General features: G+C 41.0%; 36 protein-coding genes and 3 tRNA genes. 3 read left to right on the top strand and 36 right to left on the bottom strand.

Annotated features, from left to right (window positions below):
* Positions 1-14: 14 nt before the first annotated feature.
* From AR1Y2_RS04250 to AR1Y2_RS04100, 33 genes are all read right to left on the bottom strand, one after another.
* Positions 15-191, bottom strand: a complete 177-nt coding sequence (locus AR1Y2_RS04250) for an MJ0042-type zinc finger domain-containing protein (protein ID WP_137327857.1) — start codon at positions 189-191, stop codon at positions 15-17.
* A gap of 1 nt (position 192) precedes the next feature.
* Positions 193-780, bottom strand: a complete 588-nt coding sequence (locus AR1Y2_RS04245; RefSeq protein WP_137327856.1) for a bacteriophage Gp15 family protein — start codon at positions 778-780, stop codon at positions 193-195.
* Positions 781-782: 2 nt separating this feature from the next.
* On the bottom strand, positions 783-1,181 hold the full coding sequence (locus AR1Y2_RS04240) for a DUF6673 family protein (protein WP_137327855.1): 399 nt from the start codon (positions 1,179-1,181) through the stop codon (positions 783-785).
* 63 nt (positions 1,182-1,244) lie between these two features.
* Positions 1,245-1,769, bottom strand: a complete 525-nt coding sequence (locus tag AR1Y2_RS04235) for a hypothetical protein (RefSeq protein ID WP_137327854.1) — start codon at positions 1,767-1,769, stop codon at positions 1,245-1,247.
* A gap of 2 nt (positions 1,770-1,771) precedes the next feature.
* Entirely contained in the window at positions 1,772-2,185 is a 414-nt protein-coding gene (locus tag AR1Y2_RS04230) for a hypothetical protein (protein ID WP_137327853.1), read from the bottom strand.
* Positions 2,186-2,189: 4 nt separating this feature from the next.
* Positions 2,190-2,588 (bottom strand): minor capsid protein, encoded by a 399-nt coding sequence (locus AR1Y2_RS04225; RefSeq protein WP_137327852.1) that lies wholly within the window; start codon positions 2,586-2,588, stop codon positions 2,190-2,192.
* Positions 2,589-2,978, bottom strand: coding sequence for a DUF6751 family protein (locus AR1Y2_RS04220; protein WP_137327851.1), 390 nt, complete (start codon positions 2,976-2,978; stop codon positions 2,589-2,591).
* Positions 2,944-3,330, bottom strand: coding sequence for a head-tail connector protein (locus tag AR1Y2_RS04215; protein ID WP_137327850.1), 387 nt, complete (start codon positions 3,328-3,330; stop codon positions 2,944-2,946). The genes AR1Y2_RS04220 and AR1Y2_RS04215 overlap by 35 nt, the downstream gene beginning before the upstream one ends.
* Before the next feature lie 10 nt (positions 3,331-3,340).
* Positions 3,341-4,213: a P22 phage major capsid protein family protein gene (locus tag AR1Y2_RS04210; protein ID WP_137327849.1), complete on the bottom strand. Its 873-nt coding sequence runs from the start codon at positions 4,211-4,213 to the stop codon at positions 3,341-3,343.
* A gap of 17 nt (positions 4,214-4,230) precedes the next feature.
* Positions 4,231-4,845, bottom strand: coding sequence for a hypothetical protein (locus AR1Y2_RS04205; protein WP_137327848.1), 615 nt, complete (start codon positions 4,843-4,845; stop codon positions 4,231-4,233).
* Between the two features lie 224 nt (positions 4,846-5,069).
* A complete protein-coding gene (locus AR1Y2_RS04200) occupies positions 5,070-5,300 on the bottom strand; it encodes a hypothetical protein (protein ID WP_137327847.1) in 231 nt (76 codons plus the stop codon).
* Positions 5,297-6,826 carry a phage minor capsid protein gene (locus AR1Y2_RS04195; RefSeq protein WP_137327846.1) on the bottom strand — a complete coding sequence of 510 codons (1,530 nt, stop codon included), beginning with the start codon at positions 6,824-6,826 and terminating at the stop codon, positions 5,297-5,299. Before AR1Y2_RS04195 ends, AR1Y2_RS04200 begins: the two co-directional genes overlap by 4 nt.
* Positions 6,827-6,839: 13 nt before the next feature.
* Positions 6,840-8,177 (bottom strand): phage portal protein, encoded by a 1,338-nt coding sequence (locus AR1Y2_RS04190; protein ID WP_137327845.1) that lies wholly within the window; start codon positions 8,175-8,177, stop codon positions 6,840-6,842.
* 14 nt (positions 8,178-8,191) lie between these two features.
* Positions 8,192-9,430 carry a PBSX family phage terminase large subunit gene (locus AR1Y2_RS04185; RefSeq protein ID WP_175403582.1) on the bottom strand — a complete coding sequence of 413 codons (1,239 nt, stop codon included), beginning with the start codon at positions 9,428-9,430 and terminating at the stop codon, positions 8,192-8,194.
* A 52-nt stretch (positions 9,431-9,482) separates the two neighbouring features.
* Complete coding sequence (locus tag AR1Y2_RS17705; RefSeq protein WP_175403581.1) at positions 9,483-9,998, bottom strand: KGG domain-containing protein; 516 nt, start codon at positions 9,996-9,998, stop codon at positions 9,483-9,485.
* Positions 9,999-10,259: 261 nt separating this feature from the next.
* Positions 10,260-10,332: transfer RNA gene (locus tag AR1Y2_RS04175), tRNA-Lys, on the bottom strand.
* A gap of 46 nt (positions 10,333-10,378) precedes the next feature.
* Entirely contained in the window at positions 10,379-10,846 is a 468-nt protein-coding gene (locus AR1Y2_RS04170; protein ID WP_137327843.1) for a hypothetical protein, read from the bottom strand.
* A gap of 3 nt (positions 10,847-10,849) precedes the next feature.
* Positions 10,850-11,290, bottom strand: a complete 441-nt coding sequence (locus tag AR1Y2_RS04165) for a Panacea domain-containing protein (protein ID WP_243118850.1) — start codon at positions 11,288-11,290, stop codon at positions 10,850-10,852.
* A gap of 405 nt (positions 11,291-11,695) precedes the next feature.
* The gene (locus AR1Y2_RS04160; RefSeq protein WP_137327841.1) at positions 11,696-12,112 is read right to left on the bottom strand and encodes a sigma factor-like helix-turn-helix DNA-binding protein; all 417 of its coding nucleotides are present in this window, start codon (positions 12,110-12,112) and stop codon (positions 11,696-11,698) included.
* A 12-nt stretch (positions 12,113-12,124) separates the two neighbouring features.
* Positions 12,125-13,144, bottom strand: coding sequence for a nucleoid-associated protein (locus AR1Y2_RS04155; protein WP_137327840.1), 1,020 nt, complete (start codon positions 13,142-13,144; stop codon positions 12,125-12,127).
* A gap of 25 nt (positions 13,145-13,169) precedes the next feature.
* Entirely contained in the window at positions 13,170-13,955 is a 786-nt protein-coding gene (locus tag AR1Y2_RS04150; RefSeq protein WP_137327839.1) for an adenine nucleotide alpha hydrolase family protein, read from the bottom strand.
* Between the two features lie 496 nt (positions 13,956-14,451).
* Complete coding sequence (locus AR1Y2_RS04145; protein ID WP_137327838.1) at positions 14,452-14,904, bottom strand: helix-turn-helix domain-containing protein; 453 nt, start codon at positions 14,902-14,904, stop codon at positions 14,452-14,454.
* The gene (locus AR1Y2_RS17700) at positions 14,897-15,058 is read right to left on the bottom strand and encodes a hypothetical protein (protein WP_175403580.1); all 162 of its coding nucleotides are present in this window, start codon (positions 15,056-15,058) and stop codon (positions 14,897-14,899) included. The genes AR1Y2_RS04145 and AR1Y2_RS17700 overlap by 8 nt, the downstream gene beginning before the upstream one ends.
* Positions 15,051-15,461, bottom strand: coding sequence for a hypothetical protein (locus AR1Y2_RS04140; RefSeq protein WP_137327837.1), 411 nt, complete (start codon positions 15,459-15,461; stop codon positions 15,051-15,053). The genes AR1Y2_RS17700 and AR1Y2_RS04140 overlap by 8 nt, the downstream gene beginning before the upstream one ends.
* A 1-nt stretch (position 15,462) precedes the next feature.
* A complete protein-coding gene (locus AR1Y2_RS17985) occupies positions 15,463-16,263 on the bottom strand; it encodes a hypothetical protein (RefSeq protein ID WP_243118849.1) in 801 nt (266 codons plus the stop codon).
* 4 nt (positions 16,264-16,267) lie between these two features.
* Positions 16,268-16,621 (bottom strand): DUF1064 domain-containing protein, encoded by a 354-nt coding sequence (locus AR1Y2_RS04130; RefSeq protein WP_137327836.1) that lies wholly within the window; start codon positions 16,619-16,621, stop codon positions 16,268-16,270.
* Entirely contained in the window at positions 16,622-17,251 is a 630-nt protein-coding gene (locus AR1Y2_RS04125) for a putative HNHc nuclease (RefSeq protein ID WP_137327835.1), read from the bottom strand.
* Complete coding sequence (locus AR1Y2_RS04120; protein WP_137327834.1) at positions 17,251-17,871, bottom strand: Sak single strand annealing protein; 621 nt, start codon at positions 17,869-17,871, stop codon at positions 17,251-17,253. The genes AR1Y2_RS04125 and AR1Y2_RS04120 overlap by 1 nt, the downstream gene beginning before the upstream one ends.
* Positions 17,865-18,104: a hypothetical protein gene (locus AR1Y2_RS04115; protein ID WP_137327833.1), complete on the bottom strand. Its 240-nt coding sequence runs from the start codon at positions 18,102-18,104 to the stop codon at positions 17,865-17,867. Before AR1Y2_RS04115 ends, AR1Y2_RS04120 begins: the two co-directional genes overlap by 7 nt.
* Positions 18,091-18,390, bottom strand: coding sequence for a thymidylate synthase (locus AR1Y2_RS04110; RefSeq protein WP_137327832.1), 300 nt, complete (start codon positions 18,388-18,390; stop codon positions 18,091-18,093). The genes AR1Y2_RS04115 and AR1Y2_RS04110 overlap by 14 nt, the downstream gene beginning before the upstream one ends.
* A gap of 110 nt (positions 18,391-18,500) precedes the next feature.
* A complete protein-coding gene (locus tag AR1Y2_RS18145) occupies positions 18,501-18,626 on the bottom strand; it encodes a hypothetical protein (RefSeq protein ID WP_282432133.1) in 126 nt (41 codons plus the stop codon).
* The gene (locus AR1Y2_RS04105; protein WP_137327831.1) at positions 18,623-18,850 is read right to left on the bottom strand and encodes a hypothetical protein; all 228 of its coding nucleotides are present in this window, start codon (positions 18,848-18,850) and stop codon (positions 18,623-18,625) included. Before AR1Y2_RS04105 ends, AR1Y2_RS18145 begins: the two co-directional genes overlap by 4 nt.
* Before the next feature lie 32 nt (positions 18,851-18,882).
* Complete coding sequence (locus AR1Y2_RS04100; RefSeq protein ID WP_243118848.1) at positions 18,883-19,095, bottom strand: helix-turn-helix domain-containing protein; 213 nt, start codon at positions 19,093-19,095, stop codon at positions 18,883-18,885.
* Positions 19,096-19,314: 219 nt separating this feature from the next.
* Between AR1Y2_RS04100 and AR1Y2_RS04095 the strand changes: the two genes are divergently transcribed.
* The 3 genes from AR1Y2_RS04095 to AR1Y2_RS04080 all read left to right on the top strand — a co-directional run bounded on the left by AR1Y2_RS04095 (position 19,315) and on the right by AR1Y2_RS04080 (position 21,904).
* Complete coding sequence (locus tag AR1Y2_RS04095) at positions 19,315-19,689, top strand: helix-turn-helix domain-containing protein (protein WP_137327829.1); 375 nt, start codon at positions 19,315-19,317, stop codon at positions 19,687-19,689.
* A 310-nt stretch (positions 19,690-19,999) separates the two neighbouring features.
* Positions 20,000-20,629, top strand: a complete 630-nt coding sequence (locus tag AR1Y2_RS04085) for a hypothetical protein (RefSeq protein ID WP_137327828.1) — start codon at positions 20,000-20,002, stop codon at positions 20,627-20,629.
* Positions 20,630-20,791: 162 nt separating this feature from the next.
* Entirely contained in the window at positions 20,792-21,904 is a 1,113-nt protein-coding gene (locus tag AR1Y2_RS04080; protein WP_137327827.1) for a tyrosine-type recombinase/integrase, read from the top strand.
* A gap of 141 nt (positions 21,905-22,045) precedes the next feature.
* Here the strand turns inward: AR1Y2_RS04080 and AR1Y2_RS04075 are convergent.
* From AR1Y2_RS04075 to AR1Y2_RS04065, 3 genes are all read right to left on the bottom strand, one after another.
* Positions 22,046-22,118: transfer RNA gene (locus AR1Y2_RS04075), tRNA-Lys, on the bottom strand.
* Positions 22,119-22,170: 52 nt separating this feature from the next.
* A tRNA-Gln gene (locus AR1Y2_RS04070) sits at positions 22,171-22,242 on the bottom strand.
* A 283-nt stretch (positions 22,243-22,525) separates the two neighbouring features.
* Complete coding sequence (locus AR1Y2_RS04065) at positions 22,526-24,016, bottom strand: Ig-like domain-containing protein (protein ID WP_137327826.1); 1,491 nt, start codon at positions 24,014-24,016, stop codon at positions 22,526-22,528.
* Between the last annotated feature and the right edge of the window lie 42 nt (positions 24,017-24,058).

Genomic DNA, 24,058 nt, shown 5'->3' with positions numbered 1-24,058 from the left:
GGCTCAATGGCTCTCTAATGCATCACCTGTCTTCCTTCATTAATCTTTATTTCAACTTCTTTCCCACACTTTTTACACTTCAAAAAAACACCGCTGCTTTCTGCGGTATTGTCATAAATTATTAGGTGTGCGTGGCAGTGCGGGCAAACGTACCACTCTCTTGCAAATGGTATTTTCTCCTTTATCCCCATATCACCACATCATATTTCCAAAGGCGTCACCGATGTCTTCATCTGTCGCACTATTTTCTGTTATTGCAATCTGCCTCTGGATCTTCATGATCCTTTCTCTTTCTGCCTTGTCTTTAATTTTTCCAGCATCAATACTACGGTAATTCATTCGTTTTTTTAGTTCACACTCTTCGTTCATACCGTCAATCAACATGCGGAACTTCCACCAGTGCATATATTTTACCGTTGTTAGATCAATGCCATAACATTCCAGAAAGCCTGATAATATAAAAGGTGCGTCCTGCGTGTAGGACAGCACCTGTTTTTCTTGTCTCTTGCTTTCTTTTGTATCACTTTCGGTATCTGCATGATTCTCTTCTCCCCTGTAATCTGTCATAAAGATAGAGAGGGCTTTTAGGCAGTCATGGAAGTTGGCTTGAGGAGGATCTATAAACCACATCAGTATTAGCTCTGCCTTTTCCATTGTGTCTACCTCATCATCCCGGAGTAAATCTATCAACTTGATATACTCTCTAAAATCGGTCACTATTTTATACCTTCTCCCGGAAATCAATACATGCTCTGGAAATTTTTCATATAGAGGGTTCATCTCTAGTTGCCACGATATTTACTATTGTTTTTCTTGTGTTTACCTGGATAATATTTCTGGTTCTTTGCGATTCGTCTCTGATTTATCATCTTTACCTGCCTGATTGTAAAGCCAACAAAGTCATCTGCGATTTCTTCACATACCCTTATATTATGTTTCCCATTGAATATCTTGTTCCCGGTCCCCGGTCCGAACAGACTGTCAAACATGCGATAATAGACGTTACAATAGTTTCTTACAAACTCCACTGTTGCCCCGACTTTCTCCAATTCCTTCTGTTCTTTATCCACTGTTTCAAATGTCTTCATCATTTTTTCTAATACGTCGGCATCTGCTAAATCAAATTCAAATTCATTTCCGTTAATCTCCCAAATACGGATGTTGTCTTTTTCCCGGCTCATGGCTCAATCTCCTTCATTTCTTCATTTACTGTTTCGGTAGGCCCCTCTGGTTCTGGGGCCGTTTCAGGGTTTGGAAGTAGGTGCAGCTAAGAAAGTGCAGCTTTTCTGGTCTTCCGCTACCTTTGCATATCCTTTTATAATATTATCCTTGACTGCAAAACTGCCAGAGTATTGCAGTGCATCTGTACCATCTCCGGAGCTGTCTGGCAGGATAGAATAAGTTCTTTTTCTTGCAACATACTCATCATCTGCTTTTGCTTCTCCTTTGTCAAAAAAGTCGACAACTACGATTTCTCGTGTTTCGCCCTTCTGTTCATCGTCCTGTACGGTTGCCAGATCTTTTAATACCGGATCGCCCTGGTGATGATCAAAGCCATATTCAAGGGCTGTTCCGTACCCGGTTACATCGCTGTCCTGGCTGTCTTTATCTACGTACTGCCGCTCATAAGTGACCGGATTCTTTGATTCTGTAAGAGAAGTAAAGTGCTGCATCCGGTCAAACTGCGTTACCTCCCCATCTCCATCTACCGCAGGAACGCCATAAAAGGCCACCCGCTGGCTTCTTCTTACTAATTTTGCTTTCTCCATTCTTATACCTCCTGGGTGTAAAGAAAGCGACATTGAATCTGATAGCTGGCATAATCCGGCTCCATGCCGAATAGAAACCCGCTGTTTGTAACTTCAATGTCGCTTATATTTTTTTTGTTGTCATTTAATTCAGGGAAATTCCCTTCTCTGTTCTGTGCCTCAATCCATTCCGTGAAATCTGCAAGAAATCCACTATTTTCTATGGCTTCTCGCTCGTCCCCTGTGAAGCGCTCCTTTGTGCTAAATGCAAAGGCATATTGCCGCTTGGAACCTCCATCCACGTAGGTTTTTATTACCGGATCAACCGGCAGTGGATCAATGGAGTATCCAATTTCCGCCCCGGTATAATCTACCCTTACATGACCCTCTTTCAAGATTGGGCACGTAAGAATAAAATCCCGGACCGCCTCAATCAACTTTTTAGCCTCCCCTGGCAACCTTCTCAGCTCCTTCCAGTATCTTGTCTTTATTTGCTGCTTTCATGCGTTCAAACCACTTTGGCCCACGCAGCCCTTGCCCGCTATGCTCATAATACTGCCTGCGGGCATATGGAGCATTGTAGGATACTTCTCCGGAGCCGATGACCGTGCAAAGGGTTCCGCTTTTAATTAATGCACCAGTCAAGCGTGGCGTTAGAGGATCGGAAAGCCTTAACACCTCGCTGTCAACGAAACATTGCGCTTTTGATAGATTCCCTTCAATCCGAGGCGCCATACCTCCGGCCCATTCCAGTTTTGCCATTACTGTTCCTCCTGATGTCTTCTGCGTGTAGATCTGTCCACGTGGCGTCTTTACCACAAACTTTTTCTGTTGTGCCATCTACTCGCCCCCGATCCTGAAATGTGGAATTGTTGTATTTGCACGGTTATCTGACCAGCTTGTAATCCGGCAGCTTCTGTTAGGCAAATCAGAAGGTTTTACTATGTCAGGGCCTTTTCCCTGAATCACATAGTCATCCTTTTGTATTGTCCATACGTCAGATGCGCCCTCCATATCTTTGTATATCGCGGCATCCATGTAGCACAATTCATATTTCCCAGGGATACGTATTTTGAACATATCCTGATTTCTCAGTCCATTGTCGTCCTGCACAACCTTATTGTCAACTTTCCAGTGACACTCCGGTATATATGTTTTGTACCAGGTATCCATTCGGCTTTCAGGGTCATATTTTTTATTGTAAATTGTCAAGTCTGAATTTATGATCACATCGCACACCACCTTGATAAAGAAGCCCGGTCATCCACAAATTTTTTTCTATACACTCTTTTATTTCTTCACTGAAATTTCTTGTGTCATTGTATGTTATAGAATCTCCATCATTTGTTTCTGATTTCACATTAAAGTTCATTTCTTCTTTTTCATGTAAAATCTCCGCTACCTGGCAAGCCGTTATTTGAATATCATCAGCCCATTTGGGAATCAGTGATTGTATCCGCCCCAAACTATTGTTTCTGATTTCCATAGATGCAGAAAGCGCATACCGTGAAAATATTTCCTCCGGTATGGCTGATCCTGCAAAACTCGTCTTGTAGAAATCATATGTTACAAATGCAACCATGATACACCTCCTATCGAGATGCCTCTGTTTCTGTACGTTTGATATAAACCGTCTCTGGTTTTGAAATCATTCTTCCCCAAATCTTTCGCCCCTGGACCGCAGATGCACCAATGAAAGTTCCAGAACCAGAAAGATCCTGTAAATGAACCTCTACGGCCCATTCGTCTACTCTATGACACCAGTTTGGATGTCCTGCGATAAATTCAGTCGTGGTGACCTTTCCTCCAGTGGTTTCTGTGTCCTCATACAACAAATTATTTGATTCAAATACAGCGAACCCCGCTACTGATCCTACTGCTCCAGCATTTTTCATTTCCTGAGATAAATCTCCCTGCCGAATAAAATGGTCGTCTAACATCAAAACTGACTGAAATTCTGGGGAGACAATTAGCCATCTTCCATCCGATGGGACGCCTTTTCTTCCAAGGTATGCTTTAGCCTTTAATATTTCCTGATATGCTGTTTTCTCAGTCGCTGCCGTCTTAGTTTCTGTGACCTTTGTCCCACTTGTTGTTTCGAGACAACCAATTGAATCTGCGTCCATCTCAAGTGCAAGTGAATACCCCGCAGAATCTAAACGATCAGCTGTCAAATTGTCAGGAACAGATGCAGCATCAAAGCCATCAATCAGTTCATTTACTGCTTTATCTCTGTCAATGTTTAAATCCGCATAAGAAGTACTTCCGGTTTCAATTTTTATTCCGGTTTCCTTATTATAGTCTTTTACTTTTACTTCCGTATCTCTAACAGGAATCTTTACTTTTCCTGCCTTTGGATTTCCTTCATAATTGTTGTTAAAAATGTAATTGTCTCTTGTTACGAGCGTCTGTCGCAATTTTGCGTCTACCAGTGCAGAATAACGCACTTGTGATTCATGTGCCATTTTATACCTTCCTTTTCTTAATCAATCTTTAAGCCTGGGTTCTTTTTCAGAAATGCAGCCTCAACTCCAGAAGTCTTTTCTTTCGCTTTTTTCGTCTGTCTCTGTCCCCATGCTTTTTTCGGTTCCTTATCTTCCTCGTTTTCTGATGACTTTGTAAAATGAGGGTACTTTTTCACTACCTTTTCAATTGCATCCTCTATGTCTGTGTCATCATCAAGATACGAGTGTGCCAGAGCGATTACATCATCTACGCAATCTTTTGAAATGTCATGCTCGTAGCATAAGATCTTCATCTCTGCTTTCTGTGCCCTGACTTCCGCTTGTTTTACAGCGTCATCATCTTTTGATTCGTTTTTATCGGATTCATTATCATCCTTTTTTTCTAAAGACTGCTTTCGTTCCCACTTTCTACGCTCTCTTTCCAGACGTTTTTTGATCGCCTTATCAATATCAGCTTGTGTAAACTTCGCCTCTTCATCTCCGTTTTCGTCCGCTTCATCGTCGTCCTGGTCGTCACCATCACTGCCGGCATCACCATCGTCCCCTGCATCACCGCTTTCTGCAAAAAACTGCAAGTTCATAGGAAACTTCCGTGTTTCCATTTTTTCTTTCATTAATTCATTTTTTCTCATTTTTTTTACCTCCGTTTACTGTTCGTCAACTACCGTAGACAGTTTTAGGTCATAACTACGTTTGGACATAAAAATAACACGCCTTAGCGTGTCGATGCAGCTTAACCCTGCTGCTGGGAGATACCGGATCACCATTCTTTTCTATTTCTTGTTTTCAATTGTTTGCGCTCCTTTCCTTAAAAATCGGCGTAAAAATACCGCCGGTCCATTATTGACTGGCGGTATTAAACTAATTCAATCTGTAATGTATCACAAATTTCCGTTAATGAATTTCCGTCATAGAATGGATCATTCATCAAATCGTTTATATCTGTATATGTCTTTGCTACATTACCAAATCCTACTTGAAATTTATCCACGGACCATGGATTGATACACGCAAATTTCCCGTTGTACTCAAATGTAATGTCCTGCGTCAGTTCAAGTATCTGTTTTTTTAACTCTGACCTTTTCATGACAGATCACCATGCTCCTTCCTTTCAATTTGGTTCATCTCTCTGGTGTATCGCTTCTTAATCCTTCCTTTTTCCCATCTGTATATATGGACATGTTCTCCGTTTTCGCCATAATTATGAATTTTTTCATTTCCGTGATTTCCGGAATGAATCTGTTTGACCATATGGCCTTTTCGGTCATAGATTGTTCGATTCTTGTATTTTACTCCAGACTTCTCTTCCATGGTTTCGATAACAGCATTCTGCCTATACTTTCCAGGGATTTTAACATGTTCTTTCTTTGTCCAGTCGTCTGTTGTAATGATGATTCCATCTTTATTGTACCTGATTTTTTGGTACTTCACAATGGAATTATCCCGAGGGAGAACCCGACCTTTCATATCAGAATAAATTCTCTGTCTTTGTTGCCTTAGCCCCATTTTATTAGAGAACTTCGTATATTCATAAAGCTGATTATTGTATCTGATCTGGTCATCCAGTATCTTTTCTTTGTCTGTACCCGCTTCTTTCAACAATGTTATTTTTTCACGCTGAGCACGCATGGCTGTTTCCATTTTCCTTTGCTTCTGCGTTGCCTGGTATGTAGTATATTGCTTTCCGCCGTATTCCTTCGGAACATCCTCTTCTTTATTTTTGCTGTTCAGCCATTCATCTGTCCAGCTCCTTACCGAAATACCGGGAACAAATGGATAATACATATGATAGCAGTTTGCACCAAGCAATCCAGTCACAGTATATAGCCCGCAGACAGTCACAAGCTGTTCTTTTGTCCACACCTTGCCTTGCCAGATTCTATGTTCTGGCCTTGCCCCTCCGTGCCAATCTACTTCAAAGTGATCCGTTCCAAGCTTCTCGGCATTCATATCTGCCATTTTCCCAGATAGTTGTGAGATTCCGGTCATGATAGCTCTTCTAGCTGCTACATCTACCCGGTTGGACCATCCAGTCTGTGCATAATGAACGGTTCTCAGACCACTATTCGTTAACTGTGTTACGGTTTTTCTGATTGTGGATTCATAATCGAATACCCCTGACGCAATATCCATCATGGCTGCATCGAGAATATTGTTATAGGTCTGTGCAACAGATGTAAAATGCAGTTTCCCTGTCCAGGCATCCGGCATCATGAAACCTAACGATTTTGTAATGTTGAATAAGTCTGTATTGCTTTGCCGCTGGAATCCTTCTACTAACTGTTGCAACTCTAAATTTTTGTCAAATGGTATAAATTCCTGATTGACCTGCTCATATAGGGATTTATACCTCACATATTGACTGTTTATTACATTATCATATGCCTCAAAAGTCATTGCATAGCTGTCATCAAGGCACTTTTTTATTTCCTTTTCTATCTGCTCTGTAGAGTTTCCAAGTAAATGGTACTTCGTAAGTTGCCAGTCGGCAGTACTGGTGATTTCTCCAGTTTTCTTTATCCGGCGTACAATATCCCTTAATATTCGTTCTTCCAGATCAAGAAACCTTTTTTCTGCCCCATGTGACAATCGCTCTGAATACTCTCGATTCATAAGCTATCACCACCTATTCAATGATCTGAGCTTGTTGCGGAAGATTCTTCAAAGCCTCTTCTCTTGATTCCCCATACCATTTAGCCCGATACTCTTCTGGAGCCATAATGCCTGCAGCTAGGTCTTGACGGTCTTGCTGTCTCTGTGATTCTTTATCGGTTATAATGCTGTCATCAAATTCAATAGAAACGTCCTGATCTCCAGCACCGGACAGAAAAGCGATAGCGTTTACCATGCGGATTAATGCATCCTTTATGACTATTTCATGTTTCATCAGATTTTGATACAGCTCTGACTTCTCTGAAATAACTTCGGTTGCTGTCTTCGCCGTTCCGTTTTCAAAACGGTATCTATCGTTTCCAAGCCCACATTTCATGCTCAGAAGGTCAAGCATTCGCTGTAAGGCTTGTTCATGCTCTGCAGCCCTCAATGACATGTTGATTTCCTTTATTGATTTTGGATCTGTGTCATTCGTCTGATAAGAATAAAACTCTGTATCGTTCGGATCAAAAATGGGATTCACCGTCCCGTCTTCTTGCATCTGGATCTTTGCGAAAGTCGTAGGAACAATAATCCTTTTCTTCCCAAGTCGAAACTCATTACAGTAAGAATCATATACCAGATCAACTGCTTTTAGCTGATCAATGCCGTTTGCAAAGCAGCTCACACCCATTGGGCTGTCAAAGTCAATATTATTAATTATGTTTGGCGTGATAATCTGGAACAATGGCTTATCATAACCTGTTAATACAGTTTCCTCTATGTCATCCGGAAGGTCTAATTCCTTTCCGGATTCAGAACAAATATAGTGGTTCTCAATTACATATTGTGTCCCATCCTTCTTATGTATCTGGATATAAAATGCTTTCTCCCCGGATACGACAACAGGGCTTGCAAAGGCGCATTCTGTGATAATTCCATTGTCATGTGCGATTGGTCGTATCATTTCCGCTCTGATGTAATCAATAACTACTTGTTCATCCTGATCAAGATATTCCACAAAGGCCGCAGTGCCAAAAGCAAACATCATCTCAATCAATTGGTTCCCTTTAACCAGGAAGTTGTTATTTTCAAATATCTGGTTAAGGGATACGGAAAATTCACTTTCTGTGGTGATCGTGACCTTTTCATTCAACAATAGATTAGCCCAGTCCTCGCAGATCCTCTTTGCCATCTGCATTGACATGCGATCCTTACCAACTGTTTTCACTCCATTATAAACATTATACCGATGAAATTTCTTAACGTATCCCTGGTACCAGTCTTCCCACTCTGATAGATGTCCTAGCGTCTTATCTGCTTGTAGCACATATCCACTTGTTTTTAAGAACTCACTTACAATATCTCTCATTTCATCACCTGCCTTTATGCTACTATATACATAATGTCGCTCATAATAGTTTCTGTGCTGTACTCCGTACTATCAAGGCTGTCTACGTTCATTTGACCATCATCAAGACGTACATCCTGATTAGGCTTGCTGTCATCATAAACAGCCTCCTCAAACGCTTCTTTAATATGCGTGCAGTGTTTCATAATCTTCCATCTGCCCTGCGCAATCATGGAATTGTAAAAGGCAATCCGGTCATTGATTGGCCCTTTGATCGCATTCTTAATATCTATTGCCACCCGTTCCCTGATTATCGCTGCTTCTAGACCACTGATCAGCGTCTGTTCTGCGCTGTCACAATATGCTTCGTGGACTTTGTATCTGCTCTGTGCCCTCTTTACAAAGTCTATAAAATCATTTTCTAACTGTTTTGGATTTATCCTCTTCTTGCAGTAATACTCATCAAGCACAACCATCTGTCTGTATCCCTTTGTAAATCCTGTCAAGGTAAAAGAATGAGCTGACTTCGTACCTCCGAAATCAACTCCAATGATTGCATGTATAATTTGATTATCCCTGAGCCATTCTTCCGTAATCAGGTATTCATCTACATGATCTGCAAATTGCTGATAGATAAGGCCATCCGCCGCCACCCATTTTCCAAGGATAAACCGCTTGTAAAAAACACTGCCAAGAGGCCACGCATTTTTATAAAAATCCTTTTTACTTTGCGATAATGTAAGGTTATCCTCCATCGTGAAATGCAGATGATATACCTTTTTCTTGCTGTCTTTCTCTGCGGCTGCTTTTATGAACTCTTCATTGATATAATGATGCGGCCCCTCCGGATTGCAGTTCATCCATACCTTTGATCCATCAATAGAGCACCGGCCTATCATCTGATCAATAAATGACTTCGGAAATAAAGCTGCTTCATCTGCATATGCTCCGGCAGCAGTCAGGCCCTGCAAGGCATCCTGGCTGGCCTCTGTATTCGCCCCGTACAGGTAGTAAGTATTATCGCCAATCTCTATATGCGCATCCGATCCAGACCGGATGTATTCATATGGCCACCCCCATGCTTCTAAGATCTGTTGCATTGGTTTTACAACATTCTTTTTCAATGCTCCCATGGTCTTTCCTGCCAGAATAAAACTCTCCCCGGAAAACATCTCCTGGGACCAGATCAAAAACCCGCAGATACATGCAATCGTTTTCCCCGACCTGATAGATCCATCCGCTATGACAAAATCGTTTTCTGATGTCCTTGTCACTGGACGCCACCAGTTTATAAGTCTTTTCTGTTGACTTGAGAATGGTTTGAATCTAAATTCCGCTGCTTTCTTCTGTTTCTTTGGCATCGTCAACACCATCCTCTTCGTTAAATAAAGTATCCATTTCTTCTTGTGTCGGCCTCATGGCTTTCAAGAAGGATTGGATGCCTTCTGTATTGTCTGTATTTCCAGCCTCTTGGTCCCTGGCTCTTTTATCTCTATCTATCTTAATCTGTTGTTCTTCTATATCCAGATCAGACTTTGTTGTTTGCCCGATTGTGTCCCTGATCGCTTCAAAGGCTTTTACGTTTCCAGTCATCGCATTTTTGATTAGTGCGGCTGTTACGGCGGATTCAAGAGTATTTTCCAGTCCTAGTCCATCTAATATTGGCGCAAGTTCCGGATTATCTACTTTGGCAGTTAACAAGGCATTTAATGTCCTTCTAAGATCTGCTTTTTTTCTCCTGGCCTCTCCTGATGCCCTTCCACCTTTCTTGGCTATTTCTCGTAGTTCGCTCGTGCTTCGACTGTCAAAGCCCTTCCCTTTTAAGTTTTCTTCATTCGCCACAACACCACCTTCCTATCTATCTGTAAATAACGGAGAATGAAGGGATCGAACCTCCACCACGCCTCCAGGCTCTCCATACGGGCTAAGCCCGTAGCAATGTCTTTTGTGTGCCATGCCGGACACAGCAAGTTTGTTTTACGTCTCTGTTCTCCGCTCTGACGGTTGTTTTTATCGTGGTCGCTCCACGCCTGCATTCTTAGAATATGTGTTTTTGTATAGGATAGAATGCAGAAGACCCATTGCGGTTTGCAGTTGCAAGAATGGACACCCAGGGAATCGAACCCTGTACCTGCGGCTTAAAAGGCCGTTGCTCTACCATATGAGCTAGATGTCCTAAATTTTGTATCAAAAAAAGCACCTACAAATGGGTGCTTCGTAAATTATGTATGTCGTTTTGCTGATTTGTATATTTCGTGATCCTCATCATACCATATTACACGAAAAGTTCCATCCTCCAATATCCCATACAACCTATGCGTTCCTGTCAATCGAAGCGAAAACGCCTCCGAATACTCCTCAAGTTTTAGCTCTATCCATCTTTCCTGGGCTTCCTTGATAAATTCGTCGACGTTTTCAAAATGATTATTATTTCCTGTTCTTCTTCCTCCGGTTGCCTTTATGATTTCTCCCCAAGTCATCCCTTCATAATCTTTCATCTTTTCAATAATGTAAGGATAAATGTTGTCGCATTTCTGCAAACTCCATCTTTCATGCTCTACATCCATATCCTTGAAGACCCATTTAGGTGTTTTATCATAATAACTTTCAGGATTCTCAGTATTTCTTGCTTCTTTAATCCCTTTCGGTTTTTCAGAAACTTTTACCTTCTTCTTTTTGTTCTTTGACACTTGCTAAAGACCTCCATAGTAACTTTGCATGCTTTCCTTTGTAATTACTTCATTACAATATGCCCCTGGCGCACATCCTGCTCTTGCTATCTTCCAAGGAGCCTCTTTATGCGTAAGCTCGCTAAGCCACTGTGGTTCTTTATCTCCATAATATTCTAACACGTTATCCATAGTTTCCAGTTCATCTTCTGAAAATACATTTTGTATAGATCCACTATCCGTAAATATGTCTTCGTCTACCACAAACATTCCTCTATGTTTTTCAAATAATTGGGGACAAACTGGACCATTTGCCCATGCTTCAAACTCTTCATCAAATAACGGTACATCATCCCAAGCTAATGACCATGCCTGGCAATAATATGTGAGCTTCTCTAGTTTCATCGTTGTCATAGGCCCTTTTTTGTGCAAGATATACTTTGCTACATCCAATACCCTTGCCATATCTTCCATCCTCCTTTATAAACTGCTATCACAATATGTTGTATAACAATTCATACTTTTATTATACTAGATTATCGTCAAATCACAACAAAAAGTTGTCATATTGAATGTATTTTAAAACAAACGTAATATTTGACATTTTTATTATTTCACCCTTTTTCTTTATTATACAAACACTTGTACGGGCATTGTGGGCAATTATAGTACCTAAAAACCCCGATATCATAAAGATACCGGGGAAAACAAAATAATTATAGAGGTTTCAATATGCCTTGCGTTTTGGTTTATCAGGGGCGCCGCCGTGACGCCCCGTAAAAAAGCTTAAGAGGAGTGCAAGAAAAATAACTGCTATAGTTATTCTAGTTGCTCTATTATAATTATATCACTCCCATTGTGTTAATTGTGTTAATCTTTCAAATATTCGCTAATTATCTGTGAAATACGGCTACGACTGTACCCCACTTGATCCGCAACTTCCTGCTGTTTCTTTTCTTCCAGGAAAGTCATCTCAAATATCTGCCGGGCTGTACTGTCTGGTATAGCCGCAATGAACTCTTCTATCTCTAACACAGCACCCATAGCCGTGATCTTCCGTGATGTTTTCATCCGAATTAGTTTTTTTATTTGGTCTGATTCCCCCGGTTCATCCATGTATACAGTTGGTCGTGTCTCTATGTATGGAAACTCAGGGCTTGATCCTTTTACTTTGCCCAAGACCGTTGGTATATTCTTCTGTCTGTCATAGAGCTGGTCCAGTTTTTTGTCGATTAGATCTATTTCCCTTTTGAGTGCGCCGTGCTGCTTAAGTTTCTTCTTTGTCACACCGGTCCCTCCCTATTTAATCTTTGCCTGTTCAATGTTTCTGATAACAACCGTACTCCCTCCGCCCGGTTCTTCTACGATCTCTACATTCTCTTTAGTGATATATTCCTCGATTGGTATCTTGATCTCGATTCCGGTATCCGTCTCCACGGTGATATATTCTAATCCCTTGACCGTATTCTCTTTTCCAACAGTGAACTTGTCATACTGCATGTCATACCGCTCCATCCGGTCATCAAATAGCTGCTTCTTTTCTGCATCGCCTCCAAAGATCCGGTCACCGATCTCATTGATACGGAACTCATTCTTTTCAGCAAATTCTTCTCTCAGCTTGCTTTTTGCATCCAGGCGGTTCTTTAAAGGCTCATTTTCATAACGGTTGTTGATGTCTGTAATGACTTTGTTCAGGATCTGGAACTTTTTCTTGGGCGCCATATCTGCATGGCACTTGAGGAACCGCTCTGATATGTAATTGATCTTATCCCCTGCGAGCATCTCATATTTCTTTTCTACCAGCTGTACGTTATATTCCAGAAGATCTACGATGACGGCTTCTGTGAGCTTCGCCCCGCCTAATGGCATGATCCGTTGTTTCACGATGTCGTTGACTTCATTCTCTGCCTCTTTATGTACGTATGTCTCCTTATAGTTCATCTTGAGCATTGCCAGGTATACGACACTATGCAACTGGAAACTGACCACGACTAGATCCGCCGCCGGGATGGTGATACTGTCGCACATGATGTCAAATAGGCTCTCGGCAAGCACCCGGCTGGCCTCTATAAAGCTATCGTCTTCCTTTTCCTGCATTTCTTCCAGCAACGCCGGGATCGGGGAAATACTACCGTCAAACTGACACTTCTTTGTGTCGTCGCTGTCAAGGATCTTAAAGATGTGCCCCCGAATAAACTCCATTAAGTCCGGCCCCATATCCAGCAGGTCATTAGACAAGCCAAGATATCCGTTATGGCTGTCAAGGATATGTATGATCCCTTTTCTGATGATGATATCGTCTCTTTCTATTTTCTGCATAACTATTTACCTCCTAAATCTCAGTTTAACCATCATAGCAACTACAAGGGATTTCGTTTTCCTCATAAAATTGGCACATACTGATCTGGCTATCTTCCCATTCCATGTAGTTTTTCCATGCAAAACTCCTTCCAAGTCCTTTTACTTTAATAAGCTGGTTCTGCGCATTGTCCTCTATTGTGATTGCCCTATTAAATAATTCCGGATAGTCCCGTCTTAGCGCCTTGATTTCGGTCTTTTTCATAGATGGGCAAAAGAAACAGCTGCTCTTTCCTGGAAGTTCAAGTCCTTCCTCCTGTATAGCCTTAATACAATCCTCTCTGTACCAATCCCAATCAATCAATGCATAAATTTTCTTATATTTCTTGTCTTGTAAATCAATAGCAAATGCATGTTCCTTTCTTCTCACTTCTCCTGCATCATACCCAATATACTTATTTATTTTCTTCCCTGTCTTCCATATTTCTTTACATTCAGGGTGATGGTTGCAATATTTATCCTGAGGCCCGATCTTGTGTTTTAAACTACATTTCTTCCATCCATATGCTATGCTAGGAAGAGAATGGGATTTTAAGCACTCTTCTTCTAATGTAAACACATTCCCTTCTTTATCTACATTTCTCACAACTGTAATTTGCGGTAATCCATGGATTTTAAGCCACTCATTAAATCTACTTACATGCTTATATGTATGTGGATGTTCTCCTCCTGTATCTGAAAACAAGATCAGGTCAATAGGAATTTTCCTTCTATACATACCAATAATCATTGCAGTACTATTCGTTCCTCCACCAAATGATACAATGTTCATGTCCTTCCTCCTAAATTCTAATTTTCCCACTCTTTATGTAGCCACTCCATTTTGCAATCATTACAGCAATCATGATTATTACTACCGTCATATTTGCAATCAGGGTTATATGTATATGGACAGGCTATATAATCGGTAATCATGCCGTATTCGTCCATATCGTCTATCATTTGCTTTATAGCCTCGGCGTTTATCATATTGCCCTCCTTCCTGCCCGCAAAAGCGGGCTGTAAAACAGGATGCCTAAATGTTTTCTTGTTACGTGTGATATATAAACTCTACTGAGTAAATACCTATAACAGTTCGTTTATTGACTTCTTTAATTCTCGCAGGCAATCCGGACATAAATGTATCGCTGTCTGCCCCGCTAAAATTTTGTAAATTGTATCCGTTCTTTTACCGAGACCTTCACCGTCATAATTCTGTGCCAGGCACGAATTACAACAACACATTGTTTCGTCAATATCAATTTGTAGTTTTTTCAATTTTCCCTCCTTCACTTTGCCCATGTGACATATGCTGCGGAAGACGACGGATATACAATTCTAAGCTTTTTCCCGTTCACCGTCCTTTTTCTTTCCTTGAAAATGCTTCTCTCTCTTTTGCTTCTATCCTCTATCTGCCTTTCTTTTTCCCGCTCCTCCCAGTATTCTTCGATCCACCTGTCCAGATATTTCGCAGTAATACCATACTCCTGCATGATCTGCTTCTTATCTTTGCCAAGGATGTAATCTATTACAGACCTCTGTTTTATTTCCTCTGGGTATGTTTTTGGTTTAAACCTTCCCTTGCTGTCCCGACCGCTTTCGTAATACTGAGTTGTCCAGGTATATACAGTACTCTCTGCGATACCGTATTTCTCCGCAACCTCTTTCCCGGTCATGCCACGCTCTCGTCGGTCTTTTGCAACCTGCTCCTTTAAGCTATCAGTAAATCTGCTTCTATTCATTGTTGTCCTCCACAAACCACTTTATTTTTCCAACATCGAAATTGGCAATCTCTTTCTTGAATATGCAATCGGCCCCTGTCACACAAAACATCGCAAACCTGATAAGAGGGTCCAACTGCTCTTTTTCCTGCTTACTGCAAATGACTTTAATCATCTTCAATCACCACCCTGTACGTTCCGGCACTGGCCCCGGTTTCCCGGTCAAAGACCCGCCTCCCGGTCTTCTCGACCAATCCTCGCTCTTCTAGGCCCTTTAGTCTAGGGGCAACGGACTGCCTCTCCTTGCTGTAATGTATCCCTGACAGACACATGCCAATGGCGATCTGATGGGCTGTTAGATCCCGTCCCTGCTCTTTTAGCCATGCATAGATCCTGTTCTCCATGTTTCTTTTGTCTCCGGCGCTTAAAGCCTCCCTGCGGCATTCCTTTGCTGTCCTCTCCGCATAATATTTCTTTGCGCTGTCCGGCAGGTCTTCTGGAATCTTCCGTTTCCTTTTCTCCTTCGGCGGCTCCGGCTCCTTACAGCCGATGTCTCCGAAAAAGCTAATCTGCTCCATGCTATCCTCCCAACTGCTTCTCAAAAAGCTGTTTTTCCAACTCGTCATAGTCATACTCTCGTTCCTCAAAATTATGGAACTGGTTTGTTTTCTTTGGCTCTAGTTTTGTCTTACGTTCCCGTTCTTTTACGGCATCAACAACCCACTTCCGAATACAAAGATAATGGCTTTTAGCCTTATATCCCTTCATCTCGATATATTCGTCAAGGAATGTGATGGTCTTCTGTGCCATCTCTTCCCCGTATTGGGAGGCTAATTCTTGTCTTTCACTATCTTTCAATCGGACATGCTTATATGCGCCGTACACGTGTTTTACATTTTCTTTTTTATCTTTTTTTATACTTCCTTTTGTTATAGTGTCCCCTCCGCTCGATCTTCGTTCGACCTTCGCAGACTTTTCGTTGTGACCTACGTCAGTACCTTCGTAATTTCTAAAATCCTGATAAATGTCGTAATTACGTATGGTTACGACCATTCCACGTGTCACCTTCGTTGTCTCTATCATAGGGCCGTTCGTGTTACCCTCATCTACACCTTCGCCGGGATTTCGTAGCCAGTCCAAAACTCCTGAGATCTGTTTCTTTGTAGGGGTTTCTTTCCGGTACCCGACATAGTAAGAACATGCCTCCTGAAGCTCTGGTATAGAGAGAAACACTTGGCCCCGTTTCAGTTTTTTACCGTCTGTAAAGTTTGCCTTTGACAATATGTAAATCCAAACTTTTAGATATAGCGGTGGTTTCCGGTATATCTCACTGTCAAGGATCTTCTTAGACAGAATGATATAGCCCCCTTCCAGTCTCATCAGATCATCTCGTTATTTTAAATTTATAAGCGTCTCCATATTTTTTGAGGAACAATTTCTTCTTTAATTTGAAAACATCAGTCTCCATTCCCTTTACATCCTCAAGGACCGCTTTACCAGATGCTTTATCAAAGTAGGCAAAATCCGCTTTATACTTAATTGCCCGGATGGTTTTTCCGTCATGCACAAATTTGTCCTGGAGGATTACCTCCGGTTGCAGTTGCAGATGTGAGATCTCTCCTGCCCTTTCGAGAAGTTTCAATTCTGCATATCTTTCCGCCTCTCTCTTACTGTCAAAGGTGATCCCGTCAAGCTCCGTCTTCTTATTTCTGTACTTGCTGTATCCTTTCCACGCCATTTATAACTCCTTTACTACGATTCCATATACTTTGTGTTTCTTCTCAAAGTCATTTAGTCCGATTTTATGCACCTCTGTGTGGTGCTCCCGGCAAAGGCAGATCTTCTGGTATTCTCTATCATCCACCCGCCGCCGGTCATTCCCCATGCCGATGGCATCGACATGGTGGATCTCTCCCGGCCTGCCACAGACAGCACACTTCTTATGTTTTATGCAGTAGTAGAGATACCTGCCTATGTCGTCCGTCCGGTTTATTGCCAGATCAGAAAGTTGTATCCCATGCTCAAGAGAAAATTCTATGAGCGTGGATATGAACTCACGGGCCAGATCGACAGAGCAGTTAGACAAAGAAAAATGATCTTCTCCGGTACGGATTATAAATTCATACTTCATAAATTCTTTCATGTCCTCCGGGGAATACCCGGTCCACTCTGCCATGTCACGGATCGTTGCATAAGCCTTTTTCCTCTGCATAACAGATATGGTCCTGCCATCGTCAAGCCTCATTTCAGCCACTTTAATGCGTTTGTCTAAGATCGTATCAAAGAGGTTCTTTCCCGGGGCTAAAACAAGCATTTCCGTTCCGTCTTCGCTCTGCCTTATGCCTTTTATCTCAATTACTTCATTCACTATTCATCGCCATACTTTTCTTTCAGGGTGTTGAGCATATTTCCAGCATCAACATCGGTCAATGAATCCCATGTTTTATTGTTGTTCGTAATCCATTTGTCCAGATCAAGCCTATGCTTCTTTCCTATTGATTTTATTGCCTTTATCTGCGCTTCACTGGCTTTTATCCCTTTCTGTTCTGGTATGTAAGATGCAAACGGACCAGTTTCCTCTTTCAGCCACAGATCAAATCCTAATCCCGTATTGATCGCAACACATTTTACAAAAGCCCTGCACATGCTATTCCACGTACGAAGTTGATTCATAGAATTGTCTTTCACAGGATTTTTCCCATTTAAAACAGGGGTCTGCATATAATACACGCTATCGTCAATAACTACTTTGATCTTTGTCTCATAACACCGGTTGCTTACTCCACTTTTATCTGTAAAGACTTCTTCCGTGGGCCTCAGGCTGTTTCCGGTCTTTTCATTTTCAATCACTTCCCAATATGCTTTTTCTGCACCATATTCATGCAAAAGCGTAATGCACCTAGCCCAATTCAAATATAAAAATCCGTCTCTTTCCTCACAATATGGAGCCACATCTACCTTCCTAAGTTCGTCATAACTTTTTAGCATCTGCTGTACCTCCTTAGAAAATTTGTCTCTGACTGTATGTGTTGCTGTGTGATCTCGTCTACGCTTTCCATCTCATCCCCGTCCGGGTAATGATGCCATCCCTGTTCCCAACGGAAAAACCAGTCCAGGAAAGCATCTTCCATTAATACGCCCCCGTTTTGGACCTCTTCAAGCGCATACTCAAACGCCTGCTCCTCAGGAATCCGCCTCCCGTCTTTTTCATAAAATCCCATTCTTATTCTCCTTTAATAAAGATAGCAATAGATCACGACATTTCGTAAACTCCTCATTATCCAGCTCTTCGTCAAGGCGAAAATCATAAGCAAATGTCGGACTAGCAAAAGAACTCCACCCATTCAAAAAGACTTCAATTTCTAACATCGCCACATGGCCTGAAAATCGAAAAAATACTGTAGCTCCAGATTTTTCTCCTCTCTGTCGTCTTTCTATTGTCCCGTCTTCCCCTCTCTGCACATCCATGCAGAGTTTGCAAAGGTATAAATATTTATCTTTCACCATTTTAAAAATCCTCCGTGTGTGCTATAATGCACATAGACATATTTTTTATTGTTTCTTGCCCCCGTTGGAGTTGCCGCTCCGAAGGGGCATTTTTAATTTGCTGTTGCATTTCAGATTCCTTTCTTCCATGCTGCTCCTGCTGCCCAGCAACACACCGCCAGTATTCCATGACCACTCAGGGACAAAAAGCAGCCTGCCGCATATAAGCCTTGTGACATCCTCTGTTCTAAGTTCACATGACGCCCCCTCTCTGCATTGCCCTGTTTTCTATTGCTATTTGTTTCAGCCGCCACCGCTCGAATCCTATTGTATCGAACATAATGGGGCTATTTTTCTTCATCGGGCTTATTTTGTATGCGAATGTCTGACCCTTTTCCCGGTAAGCTCTATCCAAAAGCTCCTCCGGGAATCCCATTTTTAAAAGCTCTTTTTTTCGCATCATTTTGCTTGGATACTCCATGGTTATTACCTCCAGACATTTTTAACATTTATTCATTTATTTGTTGTTTCTTCTTCAAGGAAATATTCGATTGGAATATCTAAAAAATCAGCTATTCTTTTAATTTTATCTATCTTTGGAGTGTATCTTCCAAATTTCCAGTTTGAGAGTGTTGCTGTTGATACTCCAGTCTCTTTAGAAAGTCTGTATGGCGTAATATTGCGTTCTCTTAAAACTGTTTCAAGATGATTGTATGATTCTGTCAAAGTGTTACCTCCTTCCATAAAAATTAGATATAATTTATTGACATTAGCTAAGCTTTCTTATATAATAAATACACGATAATTATTTTTATAAGTCACTTTTTAATCTTAGCTTTATTGTCATATAACTAATATTTATTAGCTATGTTTGTATCTTATCATAGCTTTATAAGTGTGTCAATAAAAATAGCTAATATTTTTTAATTATTTTGAGGTGCAGTCATGTATGAATTGTTTCAAAAGTTATTAGATGCCAAAGGAGTTACGGCATATAGAGTTTCAAAGGAAACCGGAGTATCTACATCTACATTGACGCAATGGAAAAAGGGGGTTAGCCAACCAAAACCAAACAAGTTACAGAAAATCGCTGATTATTTCGATGTCCCGCTATCATATTTTTATGGCGAAGAAAATAGCGAAAAAAGAGAACCATATTATATAAACGATGAGACAAGAGAAATAGCGCAGGATATATTTGAAGACAAAGAGCTTAGGCTTTTATTTAATGCTGCAAGAGATGCTGAACCAGAAGACTTAAAGGCTGTACATGCAATGTTACTCGCGCTAAAAAGAAAGGAACGTGGTGACCTTGATTGATTACCAGATTAGACTTGTGCAATTTCCGTCTGGGAAAGTACACGAATCAGTTACCGAAAATGAAGACGGAACATATACAATTTTTATTGACTCTTCTTTAAATTCTATTGAACAAAGGAAACAATTCCTACATGCTATAAGACACATAATGGAAAGGGATTTTGAAAAAACGGATGTTGACAAAATCGAGAAATGCGCACATTACGTTTTTGAAATTTCTGACGAATTGTGTCCTACTTTTTAAAGTTATCAAAATACACTTAATTATAGAGGGATGTAACTTTAAATTTCACATATAAGGAGAACAATTATGAGAAAAAGAGTATTATTAGGTTGTTTAGTTGTTTTAACGGCTGTTTTTTTATCAGGTTGTGGCAACGATAATGGAAAAAAAGTTGAATCAAAAAAAGAGGTGGAAAAAACAGCTGAAAAAAGCACAGAAACAGACGATAGTAAAACGGGTGAAATTGTAGAAGAGAATGGAATGAAAAAAGTTCCCGTAATGACAGATAAGAAGCTGAATATGAAAGGGAAAACCGGTCCTATAAAATATTCCATTGACGGCATCCAGGTTTCTAAATTCACTGCTACCAACGATGAAATGGCAAAAGCATTAGAAATAGACAAGGACAAAGAAATTGCGTTAATAGCACTTAATGTGTCTGCCGAGAATACAAGTGACAAAACTATTAATTTTTATTTAGGCCAGGCAACAATCACAACAGATACTAAAGAACAAGTCGAACCTGACGTTATGTTGAGTGAAAATATAGATGGTGAATTTTTAGGAAAAGTTAAACATGATGGCACAAACATCTACATCTTAAAAAAATCTAAGGCAGATAATATTAATAAAATTAAGTTATTTGTTGACGCTCCATCGGACGAAAATTTTGAAAATGCAGGAAATAAGGTTGAACTTGAGTTAAAGCTTAAATAGCATAAAAAACCGCCCGGCGGCAACCAGGCGGCAAAAACTACATAACTCCGAAGAGATACGCATAACTCAAATATATTGTATCATCTTCGGGCAGCTGTCACAAGAAGAACATACGTTTTTGTGGGCTGTTATTTTTGTACGATTTTTTAGGAGGATGATAAAATGGCAACAGCAAAATACAAGCGGGGCAAGGATGGATATTTCAGTACGAATGTGTGGGATGGGACGTATACCGCCGCCGGAAAGAAACATCAAAAGCACTTGCGATCTAAAAAGAGTAGCAAGGATCTGGAACGGAAAGTAAAGGAATTTGAAGACAATGTAAAGAAAAGAAAATCTGTAAAGACTACGGATACAACATTTCTAGAATATGCCCGGATGTGGAAGGATGTGTACAAGGGCCAACGGGAAGATGCTACAAAGGAAATGTATGCGAACATCATAGAAAAGCACTTCTCTGCTCTGGAAACAATACGGCTGCAGGACATAGACCGGATACACTTGCAGATGCTTCTAAACAATGCAGAAGGAAAATCACGGACGCAACAACAGATATACATGGTCTTTAAACAGGTATTAAAGTCTGCGGTTGCAGACCGCTTGTATTCAGCAAATGTCTACGAAGATCTGTTTAAGAATATAGAACCGGTAAAATACAAGCCAAAGGAAAAGCGTCCATTGACGGAGAACGAACGTGAAGCCGTTTTTAACGCCGATTTCAAAGAGCAGGATAAAATATATGTCTACATCGTCTACGGCTGCGGATTGCGCCGTGAGGAGGCCCTGGCGTTAACCATTTTTGATATAAATCTAAAGCAAAGGACTGTATCTGTCACAAACGCTCATTCACTTGTCTACGGAGAGCCAAAGGAGAAAGCGCCGAAATCTGGAAACGGTTATAGGACTGTTCCAATTCCGATCTCTGTATTCCCGGATGTGGAGCGATACATACAAAAATTAAAGTCGAACGGAAAAACCTATCTTTTCACAATGCGTAACGGGAAACCGTTATCTAAGAGTAGCTACGATAAAATGTGGGCCAGAATATTGAAACGGATGCAGGAAGTTTCAAAGGAACAGATTACAGGACTTACTTCCCACGTGTTCAGGCATAACTTCTGTACGAACCTCTGCTACCAGATTCCGAAAATCTCTATCAAGAAAATTGCACAGCTCATGGGTGACACAGAGGCAATGGTATTAAACGTATACAATCATATTTTAATGGAAAAAGAGGATGCAGAGGCCGCCGTGAATGATGCTATGGGCAGGTAGAAAAGTGGAACAAAAATGGAACATTGGAACACGAATGGAACATTTAGAAGGTATTACTTCCGGTTAAAATCGGTTACTTTAAAAACACATAAAAATAGCGCAAACACTGTATTTATCAGCGTTTGCGCCATATTTTCAAAGTGAGCGTGCGGGGATTCGAACCCCGGACAACTTGATTAAAAGTCAAGTGCTCTACCACCTGAGCTACACACCCATATAAAAATGTCATAATGATTTCAGAAGGTTCCGCCTTAAGCGGAACCTAACTGGGCTAGCTGGATTCGAACCAGCGGATGCAGGAGTCAGAATCCTGTGCCTTACCACTTGGCGATAGCCCAACAGCTTTATTAATATACCACGGAATTTCGACAAGTGCAATGGTTTTTTTTAAATTTTTTCAAAAACAAACCGTATTTCTCCATAATCTCCATCCGGCTTTGGAAAGAGCTCATACCGGTTATTTTATTCTATTTTTATTTTACTATACAAGTAATTTACAGTAGTTAAATAGTTCCCTTACACATTTGTGTGCATCACCCCGGTAGGGTTTTCTTTTGAAATTGGAAAGAAATGCAGTAAAACCCGTTCTTTTTGTTTCACAACATTTCTTTCCTAAATGGTTTATTTTACAGTTACACTGACCTTCGCATACTTTCCATTTTCACTAATGACATAAATCGTTGCCTTGCCGGCCTTCTTCGCTCTGATCTTTCCTTTCTTGCTCACCGTGGCAACAGAACTCTTTGAGGTAACATAGCGAATTTTTGCACCGTGGTCTTTGGGCTGTTTCTTTCCATTTGGAACACGGACCTTTGCTTTGATAGCCTCCGTCTTGCCTTTCTTAAGCTTAACTGATTTCTTCTTTACAGAGACAGAGGAAGCATTTGCATACCTTGAGGTAGCCCTCATCAATACATGCACTGTATTGGATTTTCCAATATTCTTTTTCTTTCCATTGATCTTCTTATACGGTCTTACATAAAACTTATAAGGAGCATTTGATTTAAGCTTCCGTTTTCCAATCTTCGTGATGACAGCCTTTGTCCCCTTCTTCACTGTCTTTATGTATTTCGGTGAGGATTTTTTCCCGCACTGATTACCATAGATTCGGTATCCGTCTGCGCCTTTCGTCTTGGTCCATGACACTTGTACCTTTCTAGAGTTCTTCGCTGTTCCAGTCGCTATAATCACTTTCTTTGTAGTATCTGCCCCTGCAAGAGTGATTTCACGTGTTTTTGCACCCGGAGCCAGATTAGTAGTATTGGTACCGGCTGTAGGATACTGCACTTTCACCTTGAATTTTCCGCCCTGTCCGTATGCTTGGGATAATGCTATATAATCTGTATCCACCTTACCCCATTTTACATCCTTACTGTTTTTCTTATTGACATATTTTGCATAGACGGTAAAATCTGACTTTTTAATGATCTGATTTTTCTTATAATTCTTGGTGTTCTTTACATAAATCTGTTTTAAAACATACTCACTGGCTGAAGAACCATGATATAAAAGAATCGGCTGTCCTGCAACTCCTCCGTTGTTGCATCCATACCGGGAATACTTTCCGTCTTTTGTGTTGATGTTGTTTCCCGTGAAGGTCTCATTGTACGCAATCGTTCCATCACAGCTGTCAAACAGCTTTACAAATTCCGGATTATCTTTGCTCATCAGGGCAAAATAAGTATCCCCTTTCTGCAGCTTATTATAACTGTTATCGGGAGTATTGTACCATGTAGGACTGGTAACCTTATCCCCAAGCTTCACTGGAAGCAGGCTGGAACTTACTGTTACCCATGTGTTCTGTTTCAGCACCCTCTTGTAGTCTGGCTTTTGCGGCCCATAACCGTCTGCAAGCCTCAGTGCATAGTAAGTGTTTCCTTTCCTAAGCTGCCCTGCCGATTTTACATAAGAGCCTACCTTGATCATCCTGGCACCTTTTGCATCGTTCACAGTGATCGTTTCATTGGCTTTGCCATCCATGTTGGCATCCACTTTTTTACTGGAAGCCGCGGATACCGATGCCGTCATTCCCCCCAAAGTTGCAAACGCCATGGCTGCTGATAAGGCCAACGCCATACCCTTTGCCACGAACGAACTGCTCTCTTTCCTCATACTGATTCCTCCTTATTATGAAATTTTATTCCGACAAATTCA

The organism is Anaerostipes rhamnosivorans, from assembly GCF_005280655.1.
GTDB classification, from domain to species: domain Bacteria; phylum Bacillota; class Clostridia; order Lachnospirales; family Lachnospiraceae; genus Anaerostipes; species Anaerostipes rhamnosivorans.
This window is presented reverse-complemented; position numbering and strand designations above follow the sequence as displayed.

Bases quoted from the DNA above. Each gene is read 5' to 3' on its own strand.
- AR1Y2_RS04250 (WP_137327857.1), bottom strand. From the start codon at position 191: ATGGGGATAAAGGAGAAAATACCATTTGCAAGAGAGTGGTACGTTTGC.
- AR1Y2_RS04245 (WP_137327856.1), bottom strand. From the start codon at position 780: ATGAACCCTCTATATGAAAAATTTCCAGAGCATGTATTGATTTCCGGG.
- AR1Y2_RS04240 (WP_137327855.1), bottom strand. From the start codon at position 1,181: ATGAGCCGGGAAAAAGACAACATCCGTATTTGGGAGATTAACGGAAAT.
- AR1Y2_RS04235 (WP_137327854.1), bottom strand. From the start codon at position 1,769: ATGGAGAAAGCAAAATTAGTAAGAAGAAGCCAGCGGGTGGCCTTTTAT.
- AR1Y2_RS04225 (WP_137327852.1), bottom strand. From the start codon at position 2,588: ATGGCACAACAGAAAAAGTTTGTGGTAAAGACGCCACGTGGACAGATC.
- AR1Y2_RS04215 (WP_137327850.1), bottom strand. From the start codon at position 3,330: ATGGTTGCATTTGTAACATATGATTTCTACAAGACGAGTTTTGCAGGA.
- AR1Y2_RS04210 (WP_137327849.1), bottom strand. From the start codon at position 4,213: ATGGCACATGAATCACAAGTGCGTTATTCTGCACTGGTAGACGCAAAA.
- AR1Y2_RS04205 (WP_137327848.1), bottom strand. From the start codon at position 4,845: ATGAGAAAAAATGAATTAATGAAAGAAAAAATGGAAACACGGAAGTTT.
- AR1Y2_RS04200 (WP_137327847.1), bottom strand. From the start codon at position 5,300: ATGAAAAGGTCAGAGTTAAAAAAACAGATACTTGAACTGACGCAGGAC.
- AR1Y2_RS04195 (WP_137327846.1), bottom strand. From the start codon at position 6,826: ATGAATCGAGAGTATTCAGAGCGATTGTCACATGGGGCAGAAAAAAGG.
- AR1Y2_RS04190 (WP_137327845.1), bottom strand. From the start codon at position 8,177: ATGAGAGATATTGTAAGTGAGTTCTTAAAAACAAGTGGATATGTGCTA.
- AR1Y2_RS04165 (WP_243118850.1), bottom strand. From the start codon at position 11,290: ATGGCAAGGGTATTGGATGTAGCAAAGTATATCTTGCACAAAAAAGGG.
- AR1Y2_RS04155 (WP_137327840.1), bottom strand. From the start codon at position 13,144: ATGCAGAAAATAGAAAGAGACGATATCATCATCAGAAAAGGGATCATA.
- AR1Y2_RS04150 (WP_137327839.1), bottom strand. From the start codon at position 13,955: ATGAACATTGTATCATTTGGTGGAGGAACGAATAGTACTGCAATGATT.
- AR1Y2_RS04145 (WP_137327838.1), bottom strand. From the start codon at position 14,904: ATGAATAGAAGCAGATTTACTGATAGCTTAAAGGAGCAGGTTGCAAAA.
- AR1Y2_RS17700 (WP_175403580.1), bottom strand. From the start codon at position 15,058: ATGATTAAAGTCATTTGCAGTAAGCAGGAAAAAGAGCAGTTGGACCCT.
- AR1Y2_RS04140 (WP_137327837.1), bottom strand. From the start codon at position 15,461: ATGGAGCAGATTAGCTTTTTCGGAGACATCGGCTGTAAGGAGCCGGAG.
- AR1Y2_RS17985 (WP_243118849.1), bottom strand. From the start codon at position 16,263: ATGAGACTGGAAGGGGGCTATATCATTCTGTCTAAGAAGATCCTTGAC.
- AR1Y2_RS04130 (WP_137327836.1), bottom strand. From the start codon at position 16,621: ATGGCGTGGAAAGGATACAGCAAGTACAGAAATAAGAAGACGGAGCTT.
- AR1Y2_RS04120 (WP_137327834.1), bottom strand. From the start codon at position 17,871: ATGCTAAAAAGTTATGACGAACTTAGGAAGGTAGATGTGGCTCCATAT.
- AR1Y2_RS04115 (WP_137327833.1), bottom strand. From the start codon at position 18,104: ATGGGATTTTATGAAAAAGACGGGAGGCGGATTCCTGAGGAGCAGGCG.
- AR1Y2_RS04110 (WP_137327832.1), bottom strand. From the start codon at position 18,390: ATGGTGAAAGATAAATATTTATACCTTTGCAAACTCTGCATGGATGTG.
- AR1Y2_RS04105 (WP_137327831.1), bottom strand. From the start codon at position 18,850: ATGGAGTATCCAAGCAAAATGATGCGAAAAAAAGAGCTTTTAAAAATG.
- AR1Y2_RS04095 (WP_137327829.1), top strand. From the start codon at position 19,315: ATGTATGAATTGTTTCAAAAGTTATTAGATGCCAAAGGAGTTACGGCA.
- AR1Y2_RS04085 (WP_137327828.1), top strand. From the start codon at position 20,000: ATGAGAAAAAGAGTATTATTAGGTTGTTTAGTTGTTTTAACGGCTGTT.
- AR1Y2_RS04080 (WP_137327827.1), top strand. From the start codon at position 20,792: ATGGCAACAGCAAAATACAAGCGGGGCAAGGATGGATATTTCAGTACG.
- AR1Y2_RS04065 (WP_137327826.1), bottom strand. From the start codon at position 24,016: ATGAGGAAAGAGAGCAGTTCGTTCGTGGCAAAGGGTATGGCGTTGGCC.